Origin of the sequence: Streptomyces sp. NPDC014870, assembly GCF_043081505.1 — a bacterium.
GTDB lineage: Bacteria > Actinomycetota > Actinomycetes > Streptomycetales > Streptomycetaceae > Streptomyces.
Genome location: NZ_JBIBWQ010000001.1, coordinates 93,488 through 114,054, shown reverse-complemented (window position 1 = coordinate 114,054; position 20,567 = coordinate 93,488). Strand labels below are relative to the sequence as shown.

General features: G+C 71.8%; 15 protein-coding genes and 1 pseudogene. 9 read left to right on the top strand and 7 right to left on the bottom strand.

What is annotated here, in order from left to right:
• The first annotated feature begins 111 nt into the window (after positions 1 to 111).
• The 4 genes and pseudogenes from ACF09C_RS00470 to ACF09C_RS00455 all read left to right on the top strand — a co-directional run.
• Entirely contained in the window at positions 112 to 1,146 is a 1,035-nt protein-coding gene (locus ACF09C_RS00470; protein ID WP_392087008.1) for a hypothetical protein, read from the top strand.
• A complete protein-coding gene (locus ACF09C_RS00465) occupies positions 1,143 to 2,081 on the top strand; it encodes a terpene synthase family protein (RefSeq protein WP_392087005.1) in 939 nt (312 codons plus the stop codon). Before ACF09C_RS00470 ends, ACF09C_RS00465 begins: the two co-directional genes overlap by 4 nt.
• A gap of 49 nt (positions 2,082 to 2,130) precedes the next feature.
• On the top strand, positions 2,131 to 3,486 hold the full coding sequence (locus tag ACF09C_RS00460) for a hypothetical protein (protein ID WP_392087002.1): 1,356 nt from the start codon (positions 2,131 to 2,133) through the stop codon (positions 3,484 to 3,486).
• Between the two features lie 223 nt (positions 3,487 to 3,709).
• Positions 3,710 to 4,382, top strand: a pseudogene (locus ACF09C_RS00455) (phosphotransferase); the annotation flags it as partial.
• Positions 4,383 to 4,441: 59 nt separating this feature from the next.
• Here ACF09C_RS00455 and ACF09C_RS00450 read toward each other — a convergent pair.
• On the bottom strand, positions 4,442 to 4,870 hold the full coding sequence (locus ACF09C_RS00450) for a VOC family protein (RefSeq protein ID WP_392087000.1): 429 nt from the start codon (positions 4,868 to 4,870) through the stop codon (positions 4,442 to 4,444).
• A 97-nt stretch (positions 4,871 to 4,967) separates the two neighbouring features.
• Here ACF09C_RS00450 and ACF09C_RS00445 point away from each other — a divergent pair, with 97 nt between their 5' ends.
• A complete protein-coding gene (locus ACF09C_RS00445; RefSeq protein ID WP_392088605.1) occupies positions 4,968 to 5,549 on the top strand; it encodes a TetR/AcrR family transcriptional regulator in 582 nt (193 codons plus the stop codon).
• A 125-nt stretch (positions 5,550 to 5,674) separates the two neighbouring features.
• On the opposite strand, the gene ACF09C_RS00440 is transcribed toward ACF09C_RS00445, so the two are convergent.
• From ACF09C_RS00440 to ACF09C_RS00425, 4 genes are all read right to left on the bottom strand, one after another.
• On the bottom strand, positions 5,675 to 6,214 hold the full coding sequence (locus tag ACF09C_RS00440; protein ID WP_392086997.1) for a barstar family protein: 540 nt from the start codon (positions 6,212 to 6,214) through the stop codon (positions 5,675 to 5,677).
• A gap of 2 nt (positions 6,215 to 6,216) precedes the next feature.
• Positions 6,217 to 6,873, bottom strand: a complete 657-nt coding sequence (locus ACF09C_RS00435) for a GNAT family N-acetyltransferase (RefSeq protein WP_392086995.1) — start codon at positions 6,871 to 6,873, stop codon at positions 6,217 to 6,219.
• A gap of 212 nt (positions 6,874 to 7,085) precedes the next feature.
• Positions 7,086 to 8,372, bottom strand: a complete 1,287-nt coding sequence (locus tag ACF09C_RS00430; protein ID WP_392086993.1) for a Gfo/Idh/MocA family protein — start codon at positions 8,370 to 8,372, stop codon at positions 7,086 to 7,088.
• A gap of 207 nt (positions 8,373 to 8,579) precedes the next feature.
• A complete protein-coding gene (locus ACF09C_RS00425; protein ID WP_392086990.1) occupies positions 8,580 to 11,525 on the bottom strand; it encodes a hypothetical protein in 2,946 nt (981 codons plus the stop codon).
• Positions 11,526 to 11,739: 214 nt separating this feature from the next.
• Here ACF09C_RS00425 and ACF09C_RS00420 point away from each other — a divergent pair, with 214 nt between their 5' ends.
• On the top strand, positions 11,740 to 14,133 hold the full coding sequence (locus tag ACF09C_RS00420) for a polysaccharide lyase 8 family protein (protein ID WP_392086989.1): 2,394 nt from the start codon (positions 11,740 to 11,742) through the stop codon (positions 14,131 to 14,133).
• A 50-nt stretch (positions 14,134 to 14,183) separates the two neighbouring features.
• On the opposite strand, the gene ACF09C_RS00415 is transcribed toward ACF09C_RS00420, so the two are convergent.
• Positions 14,184 to 15,455 (bottom strand): alpha-L-fucosidase, encoded by a 1,272-nt coding sequence (locus tag ACF09C_RS00415; RefSeq protein ID WP_392086986.1) that lies wholly within the window; start codon positions 15,453 to 15,455, stop codon positions 14,184 to 14,186.
• Positions 15,452 to 16,501, bottom strand: a complete 1,050-nt coding sequence (locus ACF09C_RS00410) for a hydroxyacid dehydrogenase (protein WP_392088604.1) — start codon at positions 16,499 to 16,501, stop codon at positions 15,452 to 15,454. Before ACF09C_RS00410 ends, ACF09C_RS00415 begins: the two co-directional genes overlap by 4 nt.
• A 330-nt stretch (positions 16,502 to 16,831) precedes the next feature.
• Between ACF09C_RS00410 and ACF09C_RS00405 the strand changes: the two genes are divergently transcribed.
• The 3 genes from ACF09C_RS00405 to ACF09C_RS00395 all read left to right on the top strand — a co-directional run bounded on the left by ACF09C_RS00405 (position 16,832) and on the right by ACF09C_RS00395 (position 20,514).
• Positions 16,832 to 17,818, top strand: a complete 987-nt coding sequence (locus ACF09C_RS00405; protein ID WP_392086984.1) for an ABC transporter permease — start codon at positions 16,832 to 16,834, stop codon at positions 17,816 to 17,818.
• Between the two features lie 2 nt (positions 17,819 to 17,820).
• On the top strand, positions 17,821 to 18,759 hold the full coding sequence (locus ACF09C_RS00400; protein ID WP_392088601.1) for a carbohydrate ABC transporter permease: 939 nt from the start codon (positions 17,821 to 17,823) through the stop codon (positions 18,757 to 18,759).
• Between the two features lie 69 nt (positions 18,760 to 18,828).
• Positions 18,829 to 20,514 (top strand): extracellular solute-binding protein, encoded by a 1,686-nt coding sequence (locus tag ACF09C_RS00395; RefSeq protein ID WP_392086982.1) that lies wholly within the window; start codon positions 18,829 to 18,831, stop codon positions 20,512 to 20,514.
• Positions 20,515 to 20,567 lie beyond the last annotated feature (53 nt).

Genomic DNA, 20,567 nt, shown 5'->3' with positions numbered 1-20,567 from the left:
CATCCTATTCAACACGTTCAACGACCTGACCCCACCGGGCACCTTCCAGCCGGGGGAGCGCGGGGCCTATAACGAACAACACCCGCCCCCGCCGCGAACCCGGGGCCCCTCATGCTGCAACACCCCCACCGTGACGTCCTCTCCTCCGCCGCCCGGGGATGGGCCTTCCTCTCCGCCTCCCCGCACGGCATGCCCGCCGCACTGTGCTCCTGCGACCCCTCCTTCGACCCCTCCCTCGAGGAGATCGCGCCGCCGGCCGCCGCGCCCCGGCTGCTGCGCGAGCGGGACGCCACGGACCTCGGGTTCGAGCTGGGCGACGAGGCGTTCTCCGCGATGCTCGCGCTGTCCGTGCTCCCGCGCGCGGCGGCCCCGGCCGAGCGACGGTTCCTCGGGGACGTGGCCCGGCAGGTGGAGGGGGCGCGCCGGGGGAGCCGCTTCGCGTTCTTTCCCGGAGTTCCGGCCTTCGCCGCCGACACGGACTGCACGGCTGTCGCGGCGGGCGCCCTCATCGAGCACGGGCTCATGCCGGAAAGCCGCTTCCTGGCGACGGTCCAGGATCTTCTCCGATCCGCCGTCGGCCCCGGCAGCGGGACGCCGAACGGCCCGCTCCACGAGGGCGTCTTCCTCGTGTACTGGGACGACTCGACGGAACCCGACGCCCCGCCCCGCGGCCCCAAACACGACGCGGTCGCCTGCGCGAACGTGCTGGCCACCCTTCACCTCGTGACCGGTCACCCGGATGCGGCCCCCGCCACCCTCGCGTACCTCCGCCACCATCTGACCTCCGGCGACTACCGGAAGGGCACCCGCTACTACCCGTCCCCCGCGGCCTTCCTGCACGCCGCCGCGCGCGTGTGCCGACGGTGCGCGCGGTGCGCGGACGCGCTGTCGGCCCCGCTCGCCGCCGCCCTGAACCACGTCGAACCGGAAAGCGCGCTCGATCTCGCGCTCCTGACGATCGCCGCGGACGACATCGGCCTCGGCTCCCCGCCCGCGTGGCGCGAGGAACTGGCCGCGCGGCAGCGGCAGGACGGATCGTGGCCCGCCCACGGCTACTTCCGGATGGGTCGGGTCCCGCTCTGGTTCGGCTCACCGCACCTGACGACCGTCTTCGCCGTACGCGCCCTGCACGGGGCGAGACCATGACGAAGTACCTCGACGAATCCCACCGCCGTACCGCGCAGAAGCTGCTCGCCTGGTCGCTGCGGCACTGCACCTGCACCCGGGGCAGGGCGTACCACGAACGAGGGGCCTACCTGGCCGCCACGTACGACGCGTACTGCGCCCCGCGCCGCACGACGACCGGCCTCGACGGCCCCGAGGTGGACGCCGGCACGCTCCTCGTCCTGTTCGTGTTCCTGGTGGAGGATGTGACGCTCGCCGAGAACGAGGCCCTCGTACGGTTCCTCACCACGGGCGCCGTCGACGAGCGGAACGAGGGAGTGGCCTGCGTACGCGCGATCCTGGGAACCCTGCACCGGAAGGGGATCCCGACAGGGCGGCTGGAGGAGACGTTCCGCTCCTGGGCGTCCCGGGCCCGGGCGGAGCAGTCGCTCGACCTGGAGGAACTGACCCTCGCGGCCTACTGGCCGTACCGGCAGCACACGATCCTGGTGCCTCTCTTCCTGGAGTGCTGGACCACGGAACTCGGCCTCCACCTCCCCTCCCACATCGAGGAGGCGCTGGACCTCAGTGGTCTGCCCGAACTGTCCGCGCACATGGTCGTACTCGCCAACGACCTGGGCTCCCTCGACCGCGACGCGGCCCGACGCCCGGACGACGCCCACGTGGTCGACATCAACTCCGTGCTGCTCCTCGAAGGGAACCTCGGCTCGCGAGACGCGGCCGTCCGGCACCTGGTGGAGGAGTACCGCAACGACGTCGAGCGGTTCACCACACGCGCGACCCGCCTCCTGGCCGAGCACGGGCACGCGGAGCCGCGCCTGCGCGACCGCGTCGAACTGATCCGGCGCCAGACCAACGGCAACCTGGACAGCGTCCGCCACCTGACGGACCGCTACCCAGGCAGCCGGGAACGGCTCCGTGAGCTGTCCGCCATCCCCGACATCAGCGCCGGGTGATGCGGGCAAGAGGCCTGTGGGTACCCGCCGGCGGCCGGAGGGAGGGTGCGTGGCACGTCGTGAGGCCAACGGACTGCTCGCCGCGCTGCTCGGTGAGGCCGACTGGACCGGGGGAGAGCTGGCACGAGCGGTCAACGCCCTGGGCACGGCCCAGGGCCTGCGCCTGCGCTACGACCGTACGTCGGTGGCCCACTGGCTCACGGGGTCCCGGCCCCGCCCACCGGTTCCGGATCTGGTCGCCGCCGCCTTCAGCCGGCGAGTCGGCCGCCTGGTGCTCCCCGCGGAGACCGGTCTCGCGGCAGACACACGTCTCGGGGCACCGGTGCTCGATCCCGGCGCCGGGGCAGCCTCGGCGGCGCTCGGGCTCATCGCCCTGTGCCGGGCGGAGGCGCTTCCCGAGCAGCGCGCCGTCCTGACCCGATCCGGATACACCCCGACGGCTCCGCCCCTTCCGGGCGGCCACACGCCCCTCACGCCGCCACCGTCCGCGGCGAGCGGAGCCGTCCACCGTGTGCTTCCCGAGGACGTGCGGCTCTTGCGGGAGATGGCACGCGTGTACGCGGTGTTGAGCCGCGGTCACGGCGGCGCGCACGCGCGCAGCGCACTCGCCGCCTACATTGGCGACGACGCCGGCCGCGTCCTGGGCGCCACCGGGCCGGACCGCCTGCCCGAGGAAGCGCGGGTCGCCGTCGCCCAACTGGTGCATCTACTCGCGGTCATGACCGCGGACGCGGGACATGACGGGCTGGCGCAGCGCTACTTCTCGTCGGCCCTGTCCCTGGCCCGGGAGGTGGGCGACCGCCGTCAGTACGCCATCACGCTGCGGGCCATGAGCTCGCAGGCGCTCAGGCTGCTGCACCGCCGGCACGCGGACGTCCTGGCACACGCCGCGCTCACCGTCCATGGAGACGAGGCTGATCCGACCGTGCGCAGCTATCTGCTGGCCCAGCGGGCGCTCACCTCGGCCCATCGCGGCGAGCGCAGGGAAGCGCTCGCCGACCTGGCGGACGCGGCCCGGCTGCACGAACGCGCGGTCCACGAAGGCGCTCCCTTCACGGCGTATCCGCGCTCAGGTCTCCACTACCAGCGGGCCGAGGTCTTCCAGGCCCTCGGGGACGAGTCCGAAGGCAGAGCGGCCCTGCGGTCAGCCCTCGCCCACCGGCCACCCGGCGATCACCGGCCCGTCGCCCTCACCCACGCCCGGCTCGCCGAATCCCTCCTGAGAATCGGTCACTTGGACGTGGCCTGCGGCCACTGGAGCAGCTTCCTCGACCACTACCCCCACCTCCACTCCCGCCAGGTGGACCAGGCCCTCGCCGAACTCGTCCGGCGTCTGCGGCCCCATCAGCGGCAACGGCACGCCGCCGCGATCCTGGACCGGGCACGAGAACTCCGGAGACGGTGAAGGGAGCGGGAGCGGGGGCGCGGCGTCCCTCGCGGGACGGGGGAGCAGCGCTGCGAGCGCGAAAGGGTCATCCACGGCACCTGTGTACGGCTCCGGACCGCCTCCGGGCAGCACCCCGCCGGACGGCCGGGGCGAGATCCACCTGAAGAATCGATCCGCCCTACTCCACCCGGTGAACACGAAGCGGAGCACGGACAGTCCGCCACGACTACCGTTGCTCCGCATGACGCACGCCGACACGGGGACGGGGACCGCCGACATCACGGCGGACCTGGTCCGGGCCCTGCTCCGCGACCAGCACCCCGACCTGGCCGATCTCCCCGTGACGCTCGGCGCACGCGGCTGGGACAACCAGCTCTGGCGGCTCGGCGACGACCTCGCCGTACGGTTGACCTGGGCGACGCGGTCCGCGGACGCGTTGCTGCGCAAGGAGTACGCCTTGGTGCCCACCCTCGCGCCACGCCTTCCCCCTGCGGATCCCCGTCCTGCAGCGCCTCGGTGAGCCGTCCGAGCGCTTCCCGCGGCCATGGACCGTCACCACATGGGTGCGGGGAGAGCCCGCCGACCGCGCCCCTGCCACGCGCACGCCGGAGGCGGCCGACTCCCTGGCGGCCTTCCTGACGGCCCTCCACCGCCCCGCTCCCGCCGAGGCGCCGGCCGGCCGTGACCGCGGCGGCCCTCCGGCCGACCACGCCGCGGGCTTCGCCCGGCAGTTCGCCGAGGCCACCGACCTGGGTCTCCTCTCCGACCCGGACGTCGTCCGTGCGGTGTGGGAGGACGCCGTCGCCGCGCCCGCCTGGCTGGGCCCGGCGGTGTGGATGCACGGCGACCTGCATCCGGCCAACGTTCTTACGAGCGACGGCACCTTCTGCGGCGTGATCGACTTCGGCGACCTCTGTCGACGGGTGGCTGATCGACCCGACCGGACCAGGACCGTTCACGGGCCCCCGACCCGTCAGGAGCCGGAGCCGGTGTACTGGGCGGCGTACTCCTCGCTGGGCGGGGCGACGGTGATGACGTCGATCAGCACATCGTCAGGGGCGGCGACGATGAAGTGCCGCTGGCCGAACTCCTCGGTCCGCAGGGGCAGTAGCTCGCGAAGGCCCGCCTCCGCCACGAGCCGCCGATGCTCGGCATCCACGTCGTCCACCTCGAAGTTCAGGAGCAGCCCGCCCCGTAGCGCGACCCGGTGGCCCTCGGGGACGGTCGGGTGGGCGTGGTGCAGCAGGGCCAGCTCGTACTGCGGTGCGTCGGGGCGGCACAGACTCACGTACCAGTCCGCCTCGAAGGTCACCTCGAACCCGAAGTGACGGGTGTAGAAGTCGCGTGCCGCTCCCACGTCCTGGGTCGCGAGCACCGGGTAGAAGCCGCTGAGCTTGGTCATGGCAGAGCCCTCCAGATCTCCTTCACATACCCAGGGTATGTGAAACATGTGGACTAGCATACCTTCGGTACGCGAAAGGGAAAGGGCGGTGCGCACGATGGCGGTCAACCGGGCGGAGCAACGCGCGGCCACGCGGCAGGCGCTGCTGGCCGAAGGCAGGCGGCGGTTCGCGGGCGACGGCTACCACCACGTGGTACTGGCCGAGGTGGCACGGGCCGCCGGGGTCACCAAGGGTGCCGCCTACCACCACTTCGACAGCAAGGCGGGCCTCTTCCGGGCCGTTGTCGCCGAGGTCCAGCAGGAGCTGGGCGAGCGGGTCGCGACCGAGGCCGAGCGGTACGAGGACCTCTGGGAGCAACTCCGGGCCGGCTGCCGGGCCTTCCTCGCCGCCGGCACGGACCCGGCGGTCCGGCGGATCCTGCTCGTCGACGCGCCCACCGTGCTGGGCTGGGACGAGTGGCGGGCCCTCGACGAGGAGTCATCCGCCCGGCACCTCACCGAAGCCCTCGCAGCGCTCGCCGCGGCCGGGGTCATCGCCGATCAGCCGGTGGAGCCCCTGGCCCGGCTCCTCTCGGGCGCGATGAACGAGGGCGCGCTCTGGATCGCGCGGGGTGGGGATCCGCAGTCCGCGGAGGCGGCACTGGACCGGATCCTTGCCGGGCTGCGCACTCCGGCCTGACGCCGGTCGGCGGCCTGACGCGGGTCGGCGGCCTGACAGCGGTGGCGGCGGCCCGACACTGGTGGCGGCCTGGACCGTCAGGGCCTGCTCCCGTCAGGGCCTGCTCCCGTCAGGGCCTGGTCCCGTCAGGGCCGCCAGACCGCGAGGTTCAGGGTCACGGTGAGAAAGCCGGCGCCCGTCTCCACCACCAGGTCCGGATCCTCGATCCGCGCGGCGAATCGCTCCGCCGCCACCCGGTCCAGCAGGAAGACGAAGTGTTCGATCACCACGGGAACGTCCCGAGGGCAACCGTCGGGGTCGACCTCCGTGTTGGCGCGGTCCGCCGCCAGGCAGAGCGAGGCAAGCAGAACCTTCAGGTCGGCGGAGTCGAGTAGGAGGTCGGCGCCGTGGACGACGACGACGATTCCCACGCCGCCGGTGTGGTGCCCGTGCAGGTCGTCCAGGCAGTCGACCAACGCGTCCCAGTTCCGGCCGAAGTAGCCGGGGAAGCCGAGGGCGGCCGCGAAGGCGTCGCAGGTGCGCGCCATGTCGGTGAAGTCCCGGGCCTGGAGGTGGTACGACCTGCCGCCGGCAGCCTCCAGAGCCGCCACCTGCTCCTCGATCTCGGCGGCGCCCCGAGGGCCGAACACCACCCAGGGGGACCTGGGCGTGCTGAGGTCGAACACGGTCACCCGCCCGCGTGCGGTGCGTCCCAGGAACGGGACCGGGTGAACTCCTGCCACTCGCCCCGCAGGAGGGCGAGGACCGCGACGTCGTAGCGTCGGCCCCGGTGCAGACAGGCGGAGCGGCGTACCCCCTCCTGGACGAACCCGGCCCTCGCCAGGACGTCGAGCGCTGCCTTGTTGGTGGTGTGGGTGACGGCCTGCACGCGGTGCATGGGCAGCTCGCCGAAGGCGAGGTCCACGAGTGCGTCGACGGCTGCCGTCCCCATGCCCCGGCCCCGGTGATCGGGGTCCAGCATCAGCAGGATCTCGGCTGTGCCGTCGACCAGGTCCTGGTCGAACAGGGCGATGTGGCCGATCGGCGTGCCGTCGGGGAGCAGGACGAGGAAGTCGTCGCGATCGTGCTCGTCACGGTCGCGCTCGATCCGCTCGCGCACGGCGGAGAGCGAACGCGGCCACATGCCGATCTCGTGCGCGGCCACGGGGTCGGCCCGCCAGGCGTGGATCAACTCCGCGTCGTCGACGTCGAGCGGCGCGAAGGCGACGCCCCTGCCGCGCCAGCACACCTGACGGGGCGATTCCGCGCCCCCTGCCGCAGGGTGCTCCCGGGCCGCGTGCTCCGGCGCTTCTTCGGCGACTTCTACCGCCACTTCCTCGACCATGGTCGGATGCTACGAGCCACCGCGAACGCCGGGCCAGCCATTTCCCGCCGGGCCAGCCATTTCCCGCCGGGCCAGCCATTTCCCGCCGGGCCAGCCAGTTCCGCCCCGGCGGCGGCGGGGGCGACGGGCCTCCACGCCGCCGCCGCGGGACGGACCGCCCACGCCGGCGCTACGCGAACCCCCCGTCCCGTCGGCGTCCGCCGGCGAACCGTTCACCGCACGGCCGGCTCCGTGGCGGCCGGTGCCGGGCGGTGCACCGTCTCGACGGTGCCGCCGAGGCGCGCACGCTCGGCCGCGAGGACGGTGAGATGGCTGGTCAGGGACTCCTGCGGGCCGGACTTCACCAGAGCGGGGTCGCCCGTGGCGACGGCCGCGACGAAGGCGTCCATCAGCCCCGCGTCACCGCCGCCGTGACCGCCTCCGGCGTCCATCGACCCCTCACCGAACACGTCGATGGTCTCCTCGGTGCGGGTCAGGAAGTCGTACACCCGCAACGTCCGTCCGTCGCCGTGGAGTTCGCCGCGCGTGCCGAAGATCCGGGTCTGCCGGTCCGCCTGTTCGGTGAAGGCCGTCATGGTGAACGTGGCCGTCGCGCCGGAGGCGAACTCCATGGCCACGACCTGGTGGTCGACCACGTCGTTGTCGCACCCGTAGACGCACCGCCCGTACGGTCCCTCCCGCAGGGCCGTCTCCAGGGCTTCGGGCGTGAACTCGTCGACCACCACGCTGAGCGGCCAGCCGTGGCCGCCCTGGGCGAGGAGGTCGCCGTAGTCGCGCTTGGCGGAGTACGGGCAGCCGGCCTCCACCGAGCAGTCCAGGCACCGGTCGGCCGCGCCCGCGGGCCGGTTCTCGGCGCGGAAGTGGGAGAGCCGGCCGAAACTGGAGACGCGGACCGGCGGCGCGCCCAACACGTACTGGAGCCAGTCCAGGTCGTGGCAGGACTTGGCCATCAGCATGGAGGTCGCCTCGTCCTCACGGCGCCAGTTGCCCCGCACGAACGAGTGGGCCTGGTGCCAGAAGCCGACGGGCTCCAGGTGCTGGACGCTGACCAGGTCCCCGATCCTCCCGGAGTCGAGCAGGTCCTTCAGGGCCCGGGTGTAGGGGGTGTAGCGCAGGACGTGGCCCACGGCCAGGGTGACTCCCGCGTTCTCCACCGCGTCGACGATCCTGCGGCACTCGTCCTCGGTCAGCGCCATCGGCTTCTCCAGCATGATGTGGTAGCCGAGCGCGGCGAAGGCGAGGACCGGTTCGAGATGGTCGCGGTCGAGGGTGCAGATCAGCACCGCGTCAGCGATCCGGCCGCGCGCGGCAAGGACCCGCCAGTCGTCCACCGCCGCCGCGGGCTCGAGCTTGTGGGCGTCCGCGAACCGCTGCCGCCGCGTCCGGCGCGGCTCGGCCACCGCGACGACCTTCGCCCGCTCGGGATGGGCGAGGGCCCAGGCCGCGTGACCGGTCCCGCGATCTCCGGCACCGACGACGGCAAGAGTGACAGGCGACATCCGACGTTCTCCCTTTTCGGGTCGATAGAAAGCGCTTGCTGCGTGTCGGGGATCGTAGTGCCCCATGAGCCCTTCCGACAGAGCGTGATGCGCCCCGCGCCACCGGACCCGCGTGGCCGCACGCGCCCTGCCCTCCTACCGGACCCGCGTGGCCGCACTCGCCCCGCCCTCCTACCGGACCCGCGTGGCCGCACCCGCCCCGCCCTCCTACCGGACCTGTGTGGCCGTACCCGCCCGCGAACTCGACGCGGCCAGGAGGTGGTCCCTCAGGTCGTCCAGGTCGAACTCCGCGTCGCCGAGCACCAGCCTGCCGCCCTCCGCGACGGCCGTGGGCACCGTGGTTCCGCTGCCGACCGCGAGAACGATACGGAACTCCACCTCCGTGCCGCTCCGCGTCACTCTGAACGCGCCCTTGTCCACGGAAAGTTCCGCGCCCTCGATGTCGAGGATCCACCCCTTGAGCCAGCCGTCGCCCTTTCTGAACAGGAACGTCGTCGCCCCGGACTCGACCTCGCCGAACGTGATCGACGTACCCGCCTCCGGGGAGAGCTGCCAGGCGTACGTGTGCGCGGCGGTGTCGGCGAACGTGTCGTGGACCGCGACGACGGAGTCGGCCCCGCCGGCCGGACGCAGGTCCACGGCGATGTCCCGCCGGGCCGTGCCAAGTCCGTAGTTCCCGCTGCCGTCCAACGAGACGAAGCCGCCGCCCTGGCCCGCGTACGCTCGTGACTCCAGCGTCCGCCCCAGCCCCGCGAGGGGCTCCGGCTTCCCGTCGACGAGCGGCTTCGAGAACAGCTCCGGCTTCGCGGTGTTCTTCGCGGGCTGCTGCGCCCACGTCACGTCCTGGCCGACCAGCGACAGCGCGAAGGTGTCCGAACCGCCCCAGCCGATGTGCTGTTCGTTGCGGTTCTGCACCCCGACCAGGACGTCGTCCTTGTCCTGGTACCGGCCCCGGAAGAGGTACGAGCCGACATGGTCGTCGAGCAGCGCGGCGCGGACGCTCTCCGGGCCCTCGTCGGGGTCCTGCGGAGCCACCCCGTACGGGTAGTGGAGCAGCCCGTACGTACCGCCCCCGGCACCGACGGTCCGCTCGTACTGCCAGAGCCAGGCGCCGCGTTGATCGGCCGGCACCTGGGTGAAGATCAGGCCGGGGATCGGTACGGCGCCGGTGCTCGTGGCGACACCCCACTGGAGCCGCGCCCTGTCCTGCTGCGCGGACACCCCGTGCAGCAGGAGGTTGGCGAACGCCGGGCGCTCCCACTTCGCCTTCAGCGCGCCGATGCCCGCGTCGAGGGAGCCGGTGACTCCCGGCGCCCCGACCCCGAGCCCGTAGCCGAAGTAGTCGAGCCCCTCCTGGTCCCAGCCGCTGTCCGCGTACGCCGTGTCCAGGTGCCGGCCGAGTTCGTCTACCAGTTGGGGGATCCGCTCCTCCTGCAGGTCGAACGGCCCGTCACCGCGCACCGCGAGACGGAGCGTCAGTTCGGCGCCCCGCACCACGGCCGTCCAGTTGCTCTGCTTGGTCGGCAGGGCGACGTTCGGGTGGTACGCGACCTCCAGGTAGGCGGCGACCCGCTGGAGCACCTGCTGGGCCTCGGCCCGCTGCTCGTCCGTCCACGCCTGGTACGCCCAGTCGTAGGCGGTGGCCAGGGGAGTTGCGGCGTTGGCGGTCTCCAGAGCGGCGGCCCCGGAGTGGGCGGTGCCGTTGACGAACGGCATGGTCCGCCCGGACTCGACGACCGCCTGATGGGCGATCGCCGCGTACGCCGGGTCCTGCGTGACCTGGTACAGGAGGGCGGCGTCATGAGCCAGCGCGGCCTGAGCCTCGCCCGGACGGTAGGTGTAGCCGGCGAGCCCCTTGGCGACTCGGCTCACCAGGCTGTCGTACGTGGACCTGGGCGTGCCGCTCCGCTGGATCGCGGCGCGGATCGCGGTGAGCCGCTCATCGGTGACGCCCATCCTCGGGTGCGCGAGGCTGCCGAGGCTCGCGGTGGCGAGGACCTCGCCGTGGCGTCCGGTGAGAGCGAACCCGGTCGCGCCTCCGAGGTCCTCGGCCGACAGGGTGAGCGCTCCGGTCGTCGCGCCGTCCGCGCCCCACGTGCGGAGCTTGCGCGCCCCGGTGAGCCTGCCCTCGGCCACCTCCGGTCCGCCCGCGTACAGGGTCACCGGAGTTCCGCTGCCCGCCTTCAACCGCCAGGCCAGGCGGGCACCCCTGCCGGTCGCGGGTGCGGCCGCTGCCGCGGGTCCCGTCGCGGTCGCGGTCAGCACGTCCGTCCGCTGCTCGTCGAGGAAGCGGGAGGGCAGGGTCACGGTCTCGGCGCCGGTTGTCGCGAGCCGTGTGCCGTCGGCGGCCAGGGCGACGACCTTGTACGTGTACCGCCGGCCGGGACGGCCCGAGGCGTCCTCGGCCGTCCAGGCGGCCGGCACCGCGCGGATCAGGGACTTCGGCCCCGGCGTGAAGCGCGGGTCGGGGGAGCGGTGGACCTCGTACGAGGCCGGGGGCTGCGCGAGCGTGCCGAAGTTCCAGGTGAGCTGGACGGCTCCGGTCGGCTGGACGTTGGCGCCCACGACATCGCCGGCCAGGTGCTCCACGCGGACGTTGTCGACGAGCAGACGGCCGGTGCTCCGCTCCAGGGCGAGCAGCAGATTCAGGGTCGGGGCGCCCGGGCGGGCCAGGACGACGGCGCTCGCTCTGCGCCAGCGCGTGTCGCCCGAGATACGGCCGACGAGGGCGTCGTGGCCGAAACCACGGGCCCACAAGTCACCGCCGTAGCCGCGCAGATCGATCGCGCGCTCGTCGAAGGTGATGCGGTAGGCGCGGAACGCGCCGGTGTCGGGGATCGGGACGTCCTGGCCGATCGCCGCCTTGTCGTCCGCGTTCCCGAGGTCGAGGGCGAGCGCCCGGCTGCCGTCGGGGCCCGCGCCGTCGAGGATCCGCGCACGGCCACTCGCCCGCGTCTCGTTCTGCGGCCAGCCGACGATCGTGCCGTCGGCCGCGACCTGCTCGAAGTCGCCGTTGACGACCAGGTTCGCGGCGGCCTCGGCGGGGGCGGTCTCGGCGTGGGCCGGCGCGGGAACCGGCACGGCGAGCGTCCCTGCGAGCGCCGCGACGACAACCGCGGCTCGTCCGAGACGGGACGGGAGTGCTATGGACATGGCTGCTCCGAACGTCGCGCAAACGATGAGGCGGCGAGTGTATATCGATCGCTCTGATCGAAGGATCGAAAATGCGATCCTCTCTGTTGACTCCGATCGGAGCGGTCGTCACCATTTCAACCCACCGAGTACGCACCGAGTACGCACCGAGTACGCACCGAGAACGCGCCGCAACCTCCCGACCGCCGCACCGCACACCGCCGGAGGCCCCCGCATGACAACGCCGTCATGGTCCCGCCGTACCTTTCTGTCCGCCGCGATGGGCACCGGTCTCGCGATCGGCCTCATCGGGGCGACCCCGGCCCTCGCGGCCGACGCCTACGACACGCTCCGCCTGCGGTGGCGCGAACTCCTGCTCGGTACGGGCTTCAGCGCGAGCGACCCGCTCTTCGCCGGGCGGCTGAGCGAGCTGGGCGCCAAGGCCGCCTCGTACCGTGCCGCGATGGCTCCGTCGAGCGCCTCGCTCTGGCCCGACCTGCCCTACGCCTCCTTCGCGGGCGACCCGGTCACCGGCACCTACAACCGGCTCAGGACCATGGCGCTCGCCCACGCGCAGCCAGGCACAGGACTGACCGGCGACGTCTCACTCGCCGCCGACGTCGTCGCCGGGCTGCAGCACGTCCACGACGGCGTCTACCACGCCTCGTTCACCCTGCCCAGCACCAACTGGTGGTGGAACGCCCAGATCGGCGCCCCGAGCGCGCTCCTCGACACCTGCGTCCTGATGTACGACAGCCTCTCCGCCGCGCAGATCAGCGCCTTCTGCGCGGCCGTCGACCACTTCGTGCCCGACAGCCAGCTCGACGTGGGCGCCCCACACGGCGAGAGCGCCAACCGCGTCGACTTCTGCAAGGTCGTCGCCGTGCGCGGAGTCCTCGGAAAGAACTCCGCGAAGATCGCCCGCGCCCGCGACGGGCTCTCCCCGGTCTTCCCGTACGTCACCTCCGGCGACGGCTTCTACCGTGATGGATCGTTCATCCAGCACAGCCACACCCCCTACACCGGTTCGTACGGCGCCGTCCTCCTCAGCGGCCTCGCCTGGCTCTTCGCCCTGCTCGGCGGTTCCTCCTGGGACATCACCGACCCGAACAAGCAGCTCATGCTCGACGCCGTCGAGCGTGCCTTCGCCCCGTTCGTCTACAACGGCCTTCTCATGGACGCGGTCAGCGGACGGGCCGTCAGCCGCGGCCTCTCCGCCACCGCCACGAACGGCTTCACGGGCGGGGACCACAGCCGCGCGCAGGGCGTCATGGCGGCCGTCCTGATGCTCGCCATGGGCGCGAGCGCCACCGAGCGGACCCGCTGGCGCGGCATGGTCAAGGGCTGGCTCCAGCGCGACTACTACCTGACCCTGGAGGCGAACCCGTCCCTGGAGATCGCATCGCTCTCCCGGCTGAAGGCGGCGCGCGACGACACCGCGCCGACCGCCGTCGCCGAACCCGTCGGCCACCGCGTCTTCGGCTCGATGGACCGGGCCACCCACCGCCGCCCGAACTGGGCCGCCTGCCTGTCGATGTCGTCCGCCCGCGTCGCCTTCTACGCCTTCGGGAACCTGGAGAACAAACGAGGCTGGCACACCGGCTCCGGCATGCTCTCCTGGTGGAAGGACTCCACCCTCGGCCAGTTCAGCGACACCTTCTGGCCCACCGTCGACCCCTACCGGCTCCCCGGCACCACCGTCTCGAAGAAGCCGCTCGCCGACGGCGCCGGCGGGGACTTCGGCGCACCGCGGCCGTCCTCGACCTGGGCGGGCGGCGCGAGCGACGGAACGTACGCCGCACTCGGCATGGACATCCGCGGCCTCCAGTCCACCCTGGCCGGCCGCAAGTCCTGGTTCTTCCTCGACGACGCGGTCGTCTGCCTCGGCGCCGGCATCGGCTGCGCCGACGGCACGGGCGTCGAGTCGATCGTCGAGAACCGCAACCTCGGCGCGACAGGCACGCACACTCTCACGGTCGACGGAACCGCCATGCCGGCCACCCAGGGCTGGTCGGCCACGCTGACGGGCGCCCGCTGGGCCTCCCTCGCCGGCATGGGCGGCTACGTCTTCCCCGGCGGCGCCACCGTCAAGGCGCTCCGGCAGGAACGCACCGGAGCCTGGAGCGACATCAACGGGCTCTCCGGCTCGACGACACCCTTCACCCGCCGCTATCTGACGCTCTGGTTCGACCACGGCACCGACCCGACGGGCGCCGGCTACGCCTACATCCTGATGCCGGGCGCCGACAGCACGGCCACCGCGGCCCGCTCTGCCGACACCACCTGGCTGAGCGTGCTCGCCAACACCGGCAACCACCAAGGCATCCGCGTCCCCTCGCTGGGCTTCACAGGCGTCAACTTCTACGGCAGCGGCACCGTCGGGACCCTCACGGCCACCGGGGCCGCCTCGGTCATGGTCAGGGAGAGCGGCACGACGGCCACCGTCTGCGTCGCCAACCCGACGCAGACGGTCGGCAGCCTCGACATCACCTGGAACCGTGCGGTGACCGGCGTGGTCTCCCAGGACCCCTCCGTGACCGTCCTCGCCACCGGCTCCTCGCTGAGGCTCCGGGTGGACACCTCGGCGAAGGCGGGCGCGACCCAGCGCGTCACGGTCACCCTCGGCTGACCACGACACCCCCGGACCGGCCCGCTGACCGACTCGGCCGGCTCGGGCGGTCAGCCCGCGCCCTGCCCGCGGTAGAGCTCGATCTCGCCGTCGAGTTCGAGGGCGAGGACCGTGGCCTGCGGGTCGCAGAGGGTCGGGGCGTCGATGCGCACGACTCCGGGAACGCGGTGGGAGGGGAAGCCGCCGACGACGCGGTGGCCCAGCTCTTCCCCCGTACCGAGCACGGCGATCCGCCGGACCCTGTTCCGCAGGCCCCGCACCTCGACGAAGCCGCGCGGCGGGTCGAAGCAGACCAGGAAGAGGGTGCGGCGGTCGCGGGCGAGCGTCGACGGGCCGTAGTGGTGTCCGTAGGGCAGACCGCGGTCCGTCGTGTGGACGGCCTCGCTGTTGCGGCGGATCCACTGCCCCAGGCCCTCAAGGCGTTCGGCGTGATCGGGCGGGATCGTGCCGTCCTCCCGGGGGCCGGTGTTGAGGAGCAGATTGCCGCCGTGGCCGACGGTCTCGGCGAACACCCGGACGAGTTCGGGCACCGACTTGTGCGCCGTGTCCCCGGGCTGGTGGCCCCAGGCGTCACCGATCGTGTAGCACAGCTCCCAGGGGCCCTCCGGCGGGACGATCGGCACGCCGAGTTCCGGGGTCGCGTAGTCGCCGTGGCCGAGCATCCGGCCGTTGAGCACGGTACGCGGCCGGAGCCGGAGGATCTCCTCGCGCAGCTCCTTCATCCGCCACTGGCGCTCGTCGCGTTCCCAGGCGCCGTCGAACCACAGCAGATCGGGCCGGTAGCGCGAGAGCAGTTCCCGGATCTGACCCCTGTGCACCTGTTCGAGGAAGCGCTCCCAGCGCTCGGGCTCCTCCTGACCGGGCGCGGGCATCGCGAAGCGGTTGTCCACCCACGGGCGCTGGAGGACGGACGGCCGGACGGTCGGGTAGTCCGGGTGGCTCCAGTCGGAGTGGGAGAAGTAGAGCCCGACCCGTAGGCCGTGATGGCGCAGCGCCTCGGTGAACGGGCCGACCAGGTCGCGCGCGGCGGGACTGCGGGCGGCGACGGACAGCTCCGTCCGCGCCGTGTCCCAGAGGGCGACGCCGTCATGGTGCTTGGTGGTGAGTACCGCGTACCTCGCCCCCGCCCGCACGAAGAGGCGCGCCCAGTCCTCGGGACGGTAGTGGGAGGCGGTGAAGCCCTGGAGCTGCTTCATGTACGCGTCGCGGGACATGTCCCCGCCGAAGAAGGACCAGGATTCGGGGACGCCGTCCACGGCGTAGATCCCCCAGTGGACGAAGATGCCGAGCTTGGCCTCGGCGAACCAGGGCTGCATGGTCACGCGGAACGCTCCAGGTCCTCGCGCCGTACGGGATGGGCGAACGGGAGCCCGGCCGCGTACCGCTCCACCTCCGCCAGGGCCGACTCCGCCATCCTGCGCAGTTCCGTCCCGAACGAGCCCGCGAAGTGCGGGGTGAGCAGGACGTTGGAGAGGTCGTAGAGAGGGGAGTCGGCGGGCAGGTGCTCGGGCTCGGTGGTGTCGAGCACGGCCCTGATGCGGCCGGCGGCCAGCTCCTCGGTGAGGGCCTCCTGGTCGACGAGTGAACCGCGCGAGGTGTTGACGAACGTGGTGCCGTCCCGCATCAGAGCCAGCCGGCGCCGGTCGATCATGTGCCGGGTCTCGGGAGTCTCGGGCGCGTGCAGAGTGACGACGTCCGAGACGGCGCAGAGCTCGTCGAGAGGTACCCGGCGCAGCCCGAGCCGCTCCGCCTCCTCCGCGGTCAGGTACGGGTCGTGGACGAGGAGGTCGAAGGCGTACGGGGCGAGCAGTTCGGCGACACGGCACCCGATCCGCGAGGCCCCCACGATCCCGACCGTGCGCCCGAAGTTGCCCACGTCGGGATAGCGGGCACGCCAGTCCTGCTCGCCACGGACCCGGCGGTACTCGTCCCGGACCTCCAGGACGCGCTTGTTGGAGAAGAGGACGGCGGCCACCGTGAACTCGGCCACCGGAACGGCGTTGGCCGCGGCGGCGGAGGACACCACGATGCCGCGGTCCCAGCAGGCGTCGGTGATGTGTCCGCGGACCGAACCGGCGGCGTGGACCACGGCCTTGAGCCGCGGGGCGGCGGCGAGGACCCAGCTCTCCAGCTCGGGGCAGCCCCAGGAGGTGAGGAGGATCTCGGTGTCGCGCAGCGCGCTGAGGGCATCGGCGCGGCTGAAGTCGTCGGTGACCAGACCGGTGTCGACCTCGGTGAGCCGCGCGAGCCGGCTCAGGTTCTGTTCGTCGAGCAACGAGGGAGTCAGGTCGGGGGCCATGGCGAGAAGGAGCCGAGGACGGCGGGGCGTCGCCGTCCGCTCGTGCGCCGGATGGCTGTGCGGCAGCATGGCGGTCATGGCGCGACCCTAGGGATCGATTAATCGATCGTCAAGATCGATCATTGTGATCGATGGATCGATCCCCCTTGACTACGATCGCCTCGGTGGCCAGTATTCGACTCATCGCACCGGGCTACGCCTGAAGCCCCGGGCGCTGTCGTCACAAGCCGCACGGGACGGGCGGACACCCACGTCCCACCGGAGCCGAACCCGAGCGCGCCGAACGCCGCGCGCCGCTCGACCGCGTCCGTACCCCCGCCCATACCGCCCGCAGGGAGAGGTGTGCGCTGCGGGCGACGCACGGCGACCCGGAGCCGGCGGCATGGAGAGGGGAGCTGCATGTCCGTGACACTCAAGGACCGGGAGGCGCGCCGACAGCCTCGCGCCGCCGGTCCTCCGAAAGCGGCGGGGCCACGGCCCCGGGGCCTGCGGCACCGGCTGCGCAAGGACCGCGCCCTCGTCGCGCTCATGGTTCCGGGCGTGCTGTACTTCCTGGTCTTCCACTACGGGGCGATGTTCGGCAACGTCATCGCCTTCAAGGACTACGTGCCGTTCCTCGGCATCGACGGCAGCCCCTGGGTGGGCCTCGCGAACTTCGAGGCGCTCTTCGGCGACGGGGCCTTCTGGGCCGCCGCCTTCAACACCCTGTCCCTGTCGTTCCTCCAGATCGTCTTCTTCTTCCCGCTGCCGCTGGGCCTCGCCATGCTCCTGCACAGCGTCAGCCGCGGCGGGGTGCGCAGGTTCGTCCAGAGCATCGTCTACCTGCCCCACTTCATCTCGTGGGTCATCGTGGTCGCGCTGTTCACCCAGGTCGTCGGAGGCGACGGACTCCTCAACGGCCTGCTCGGCGAGGACGACGGCGACCATCTGATCGACGTCTTCGGCAACCCGACGGCCTTCCAGCCGCTCATGGTCGTCGAGTTGATCTGGAAGGACTGCGGCTGGGGCACCATCATCTTCCTCGCCGCGCTGCACAATGTGGACGAGGCGCTCTACGAAGCGGCGGCAATCGACGGGGCCGGACCCTGGCGCCGCTTCTGGCACGTCACGCTTCCGGCCATCCGCCCGATCGTCGTGCTGCTGCTGATCCTTCGGCTCGGCGAGATCCTGAACGTCGGCTTCGAGCAGATCCTGCTGCAGCGCGACGTCTTCGGCCCCGAGACGGCCGAGGTCATCGACACCTTCGTCTACTACCACGCGGTCACCGACGGCATGTGGGGCGTCGCCGCTGCGGCGGCCCTCTTCAAGGGCGTGATCGCCGCCGTCCTCGTCTTCGCCGCGAACAAGATCGCCCACCGCATGGGCGAGCAGGGGGTGTACCGGTGAGCATGGACCTCGACGACCGCACGTCCGTCCGGCCCGGCCGGACCTCAGGCAGGGGCGACGGGCGGCCGGCCTGGATGGAGAAGCCCCGGCTCGTCACCCGCATGGCCAAGGGGGTCGCCCTCCTGCTGACCGTGGCCATGGTCGTGGTCCCCTTCTGGACCGTGCTGGCCACCAGCCTGTCGCCGGACCGCCAGATCGTCGAGAACGGCGGCTGGGCGTTCTGGCCGGACGAATGGACCCTGAAGGCGTACGCGAAGGTGTTCGCCAACGAGAACACCACTCACGCCATGCTCGTCTCGGCGGGCGTCGCGCTCGTCGGCACGGCACTCAGCCTGGCCTGCACCGTCTTCCTCGCCTACGCGCTCGCCCGGCCAGGCGTCGTCGGGGGCAAGCCGGTCATGCTGCTCATCCTCTTCACCTTCCTCTTCCCGCCCGGCATCATCCCGAGCTTCCTCGTCGTCCACACGCTCGGGCTGCGCAACACCTACTGGGCGCTCTTCCTCCCTGTCCTGATCAACGCCTTCAACCTCGTGGTCGTGCGCGGCTTCTTCCAGGGCATCCCGGCGGAGCTGTACGAAGCCGCCCGGCTCGACGGAGCAGGGGAGATCCGGACGCTCTTCCAGGTCGTGCTGCCCCTCTCCAAGGCCGTCATCGCCGTCGTCGGGCTCTTCTACGCCGTCGGGTACTGGAACGACTTCTTCCGGGGCGTGATCTACCTCGACGACAGTTCGATGTGGCCCCTGCAGACGGTGATGCGCGGCTACGTCACCCAGGGATACGGGCTGTCGGACTCCCAGGCGGTGGACGAGACGCTCGTCCAGGCGCCCCAGACGCTCAAGATGGCCAACGTGATCGTGGCCACCGTACCGATCCTCTGCGTCTACCCCTTCATCCAGCGGTACTTCGCGAAGGGCGTCCTCACCGGCGCCATCAAGAGCTGACCCCCCGCGGCTCCGCACCACCTCACACCTCTCTCCCCGTCTCCGGGGTCCTCAGCAAGGGACGTTCTCATGAGCACGAGCACGAGCACTCGCACGAGCACCGGTGTATCGCGCAGAAGAGTTCTGCAGACCATCGGTATCGGCACCGCCCTGGCCGCCACCGGCGCATCCCTGTCGGCCTGTTCCACGGCCGGTACGTCCGGGACCGACGCCGGCAACAGCGGCAAGGACCTGGCGCCGTTCCCGACGCACGTACCGTTCGCAGGACCGAAGCCCGACCTGCCCGGTACCGAGCAGGGTGTCCAGGCCGCCTACCTCAGCTACCCGTCCGAGCTCACGCAGTCGGTGCAGGAGAAGGCCGGCGACGGGAAGAAGATCACGGCATGGTTCCTCTCCTGGGGCGCCACGCCCCTGTCCCGGGAGAAGAACACGTTCTGGCAGGCGGTCGAGTCGGCGCTCGGCGTCGAACTCGAGCTCACGGTCGTCCCCGCGGTCGAGTACGAGACCAAGCTCGCCACCCTGATGGCCAGCGGCGAGATGCCGGACATCCTCCAGGTCGTCGCGGCTCCCAACGAGGCCCAGTTCGTCCTCACCAAGTGCGCCGACCTCACCGAGCACCTCTCGGGCGACGCCGTCAAGGAGTACCCGAACCTGGCCAACATCCCGCCGTACGCCTGGAAGGCCACCGGTCGGTTCGGCGGCAGGCTCTACGGAGTCCCGGTCGAGCGCCCCCTCGTCGGACACGGGCTGATCGTCAACCAGGACAAGTTCAAGGAGGCCGGAATCTGGGTTCCCGAGGTCGGCGGCCTCGATGTCGACTCCTTCACGAAGGGCCTGAAGCAGCTCAGCGTCAAGGGCAAGTACGGCCTCGGCGCCTCCCAGATCGGTGCCTTCGGCTTCAACTCGTACATCGCCAATCACGGCTCGCCCAACATCTGGTCGGTCAAGGACGGTGCCTTCGTCAACTACATCGAGACCGACGAGTTCAAGGCGGGCCTCGAACAGATGGTGGCGTGGCAGAAGGCAGGCGTCTTCCGCCGGGACGCGCTGAGCGTGGACGGTGGCGCCTACAGCCTCGAGTTCTCCAACGGCACCACCTACGCGCAGTCCAACGCCTACGGCGGCTACAAGGGCGCCGTGCTCGCCGTCAAGGACGGCTTCACCGTCGACATGGCCCGACCCTTCAAGCCGGCCAACGGGGCGTCCCCGAAGCACTGGCTCGGCCCGGGTATCTACGGCTACACCGTCCTCAAGAAGGCGCCCAAGGAGCGCATCGAGCTGCTGCTGCGGGTGATGAACTACCTGGCCGCTCCGTTCGGCACCAAGGAGTACGAACTCGTCAACCACGGGGTCGAGGGCACCCACTTCACCCGGGGCACGGACGGAGGCCCCGCGATCACCAAGCTGGCGGCCGACGGCGGCGACGGCCCGGCCAACCTCCCGCTCACCTTCATCGCGGGCCCGCCGGTGCCGCTCTACTTCGCGGGCCAGCCCGAGGCGACCCGGCGCTACCACGCCTACCAGCAGGAGATGATCCCGCTCGGCGTGCCGAGCGCCCACTACGGACTGCGCTCCAACGCCTGGGCCAACAGCGAGCGCGGCCTGGTCAAGCAGCGCGAGGACGCGATCAACGCCGTCGTCACCGGGAAGCGCAGCCTCTCCGAGTGGGACGCCGTGGTCAGGGAGTTCAAGGCGAAGGGCGGCGCGAAGGCAGCCGACTCCCTTGCGGAGGAGTACGGGGCCGCAGGCAACTGACCCCGCCGGACGCGTAGGCGGCCCGAGCGTCCCGTCGCTCGGGCCCTGCTCCG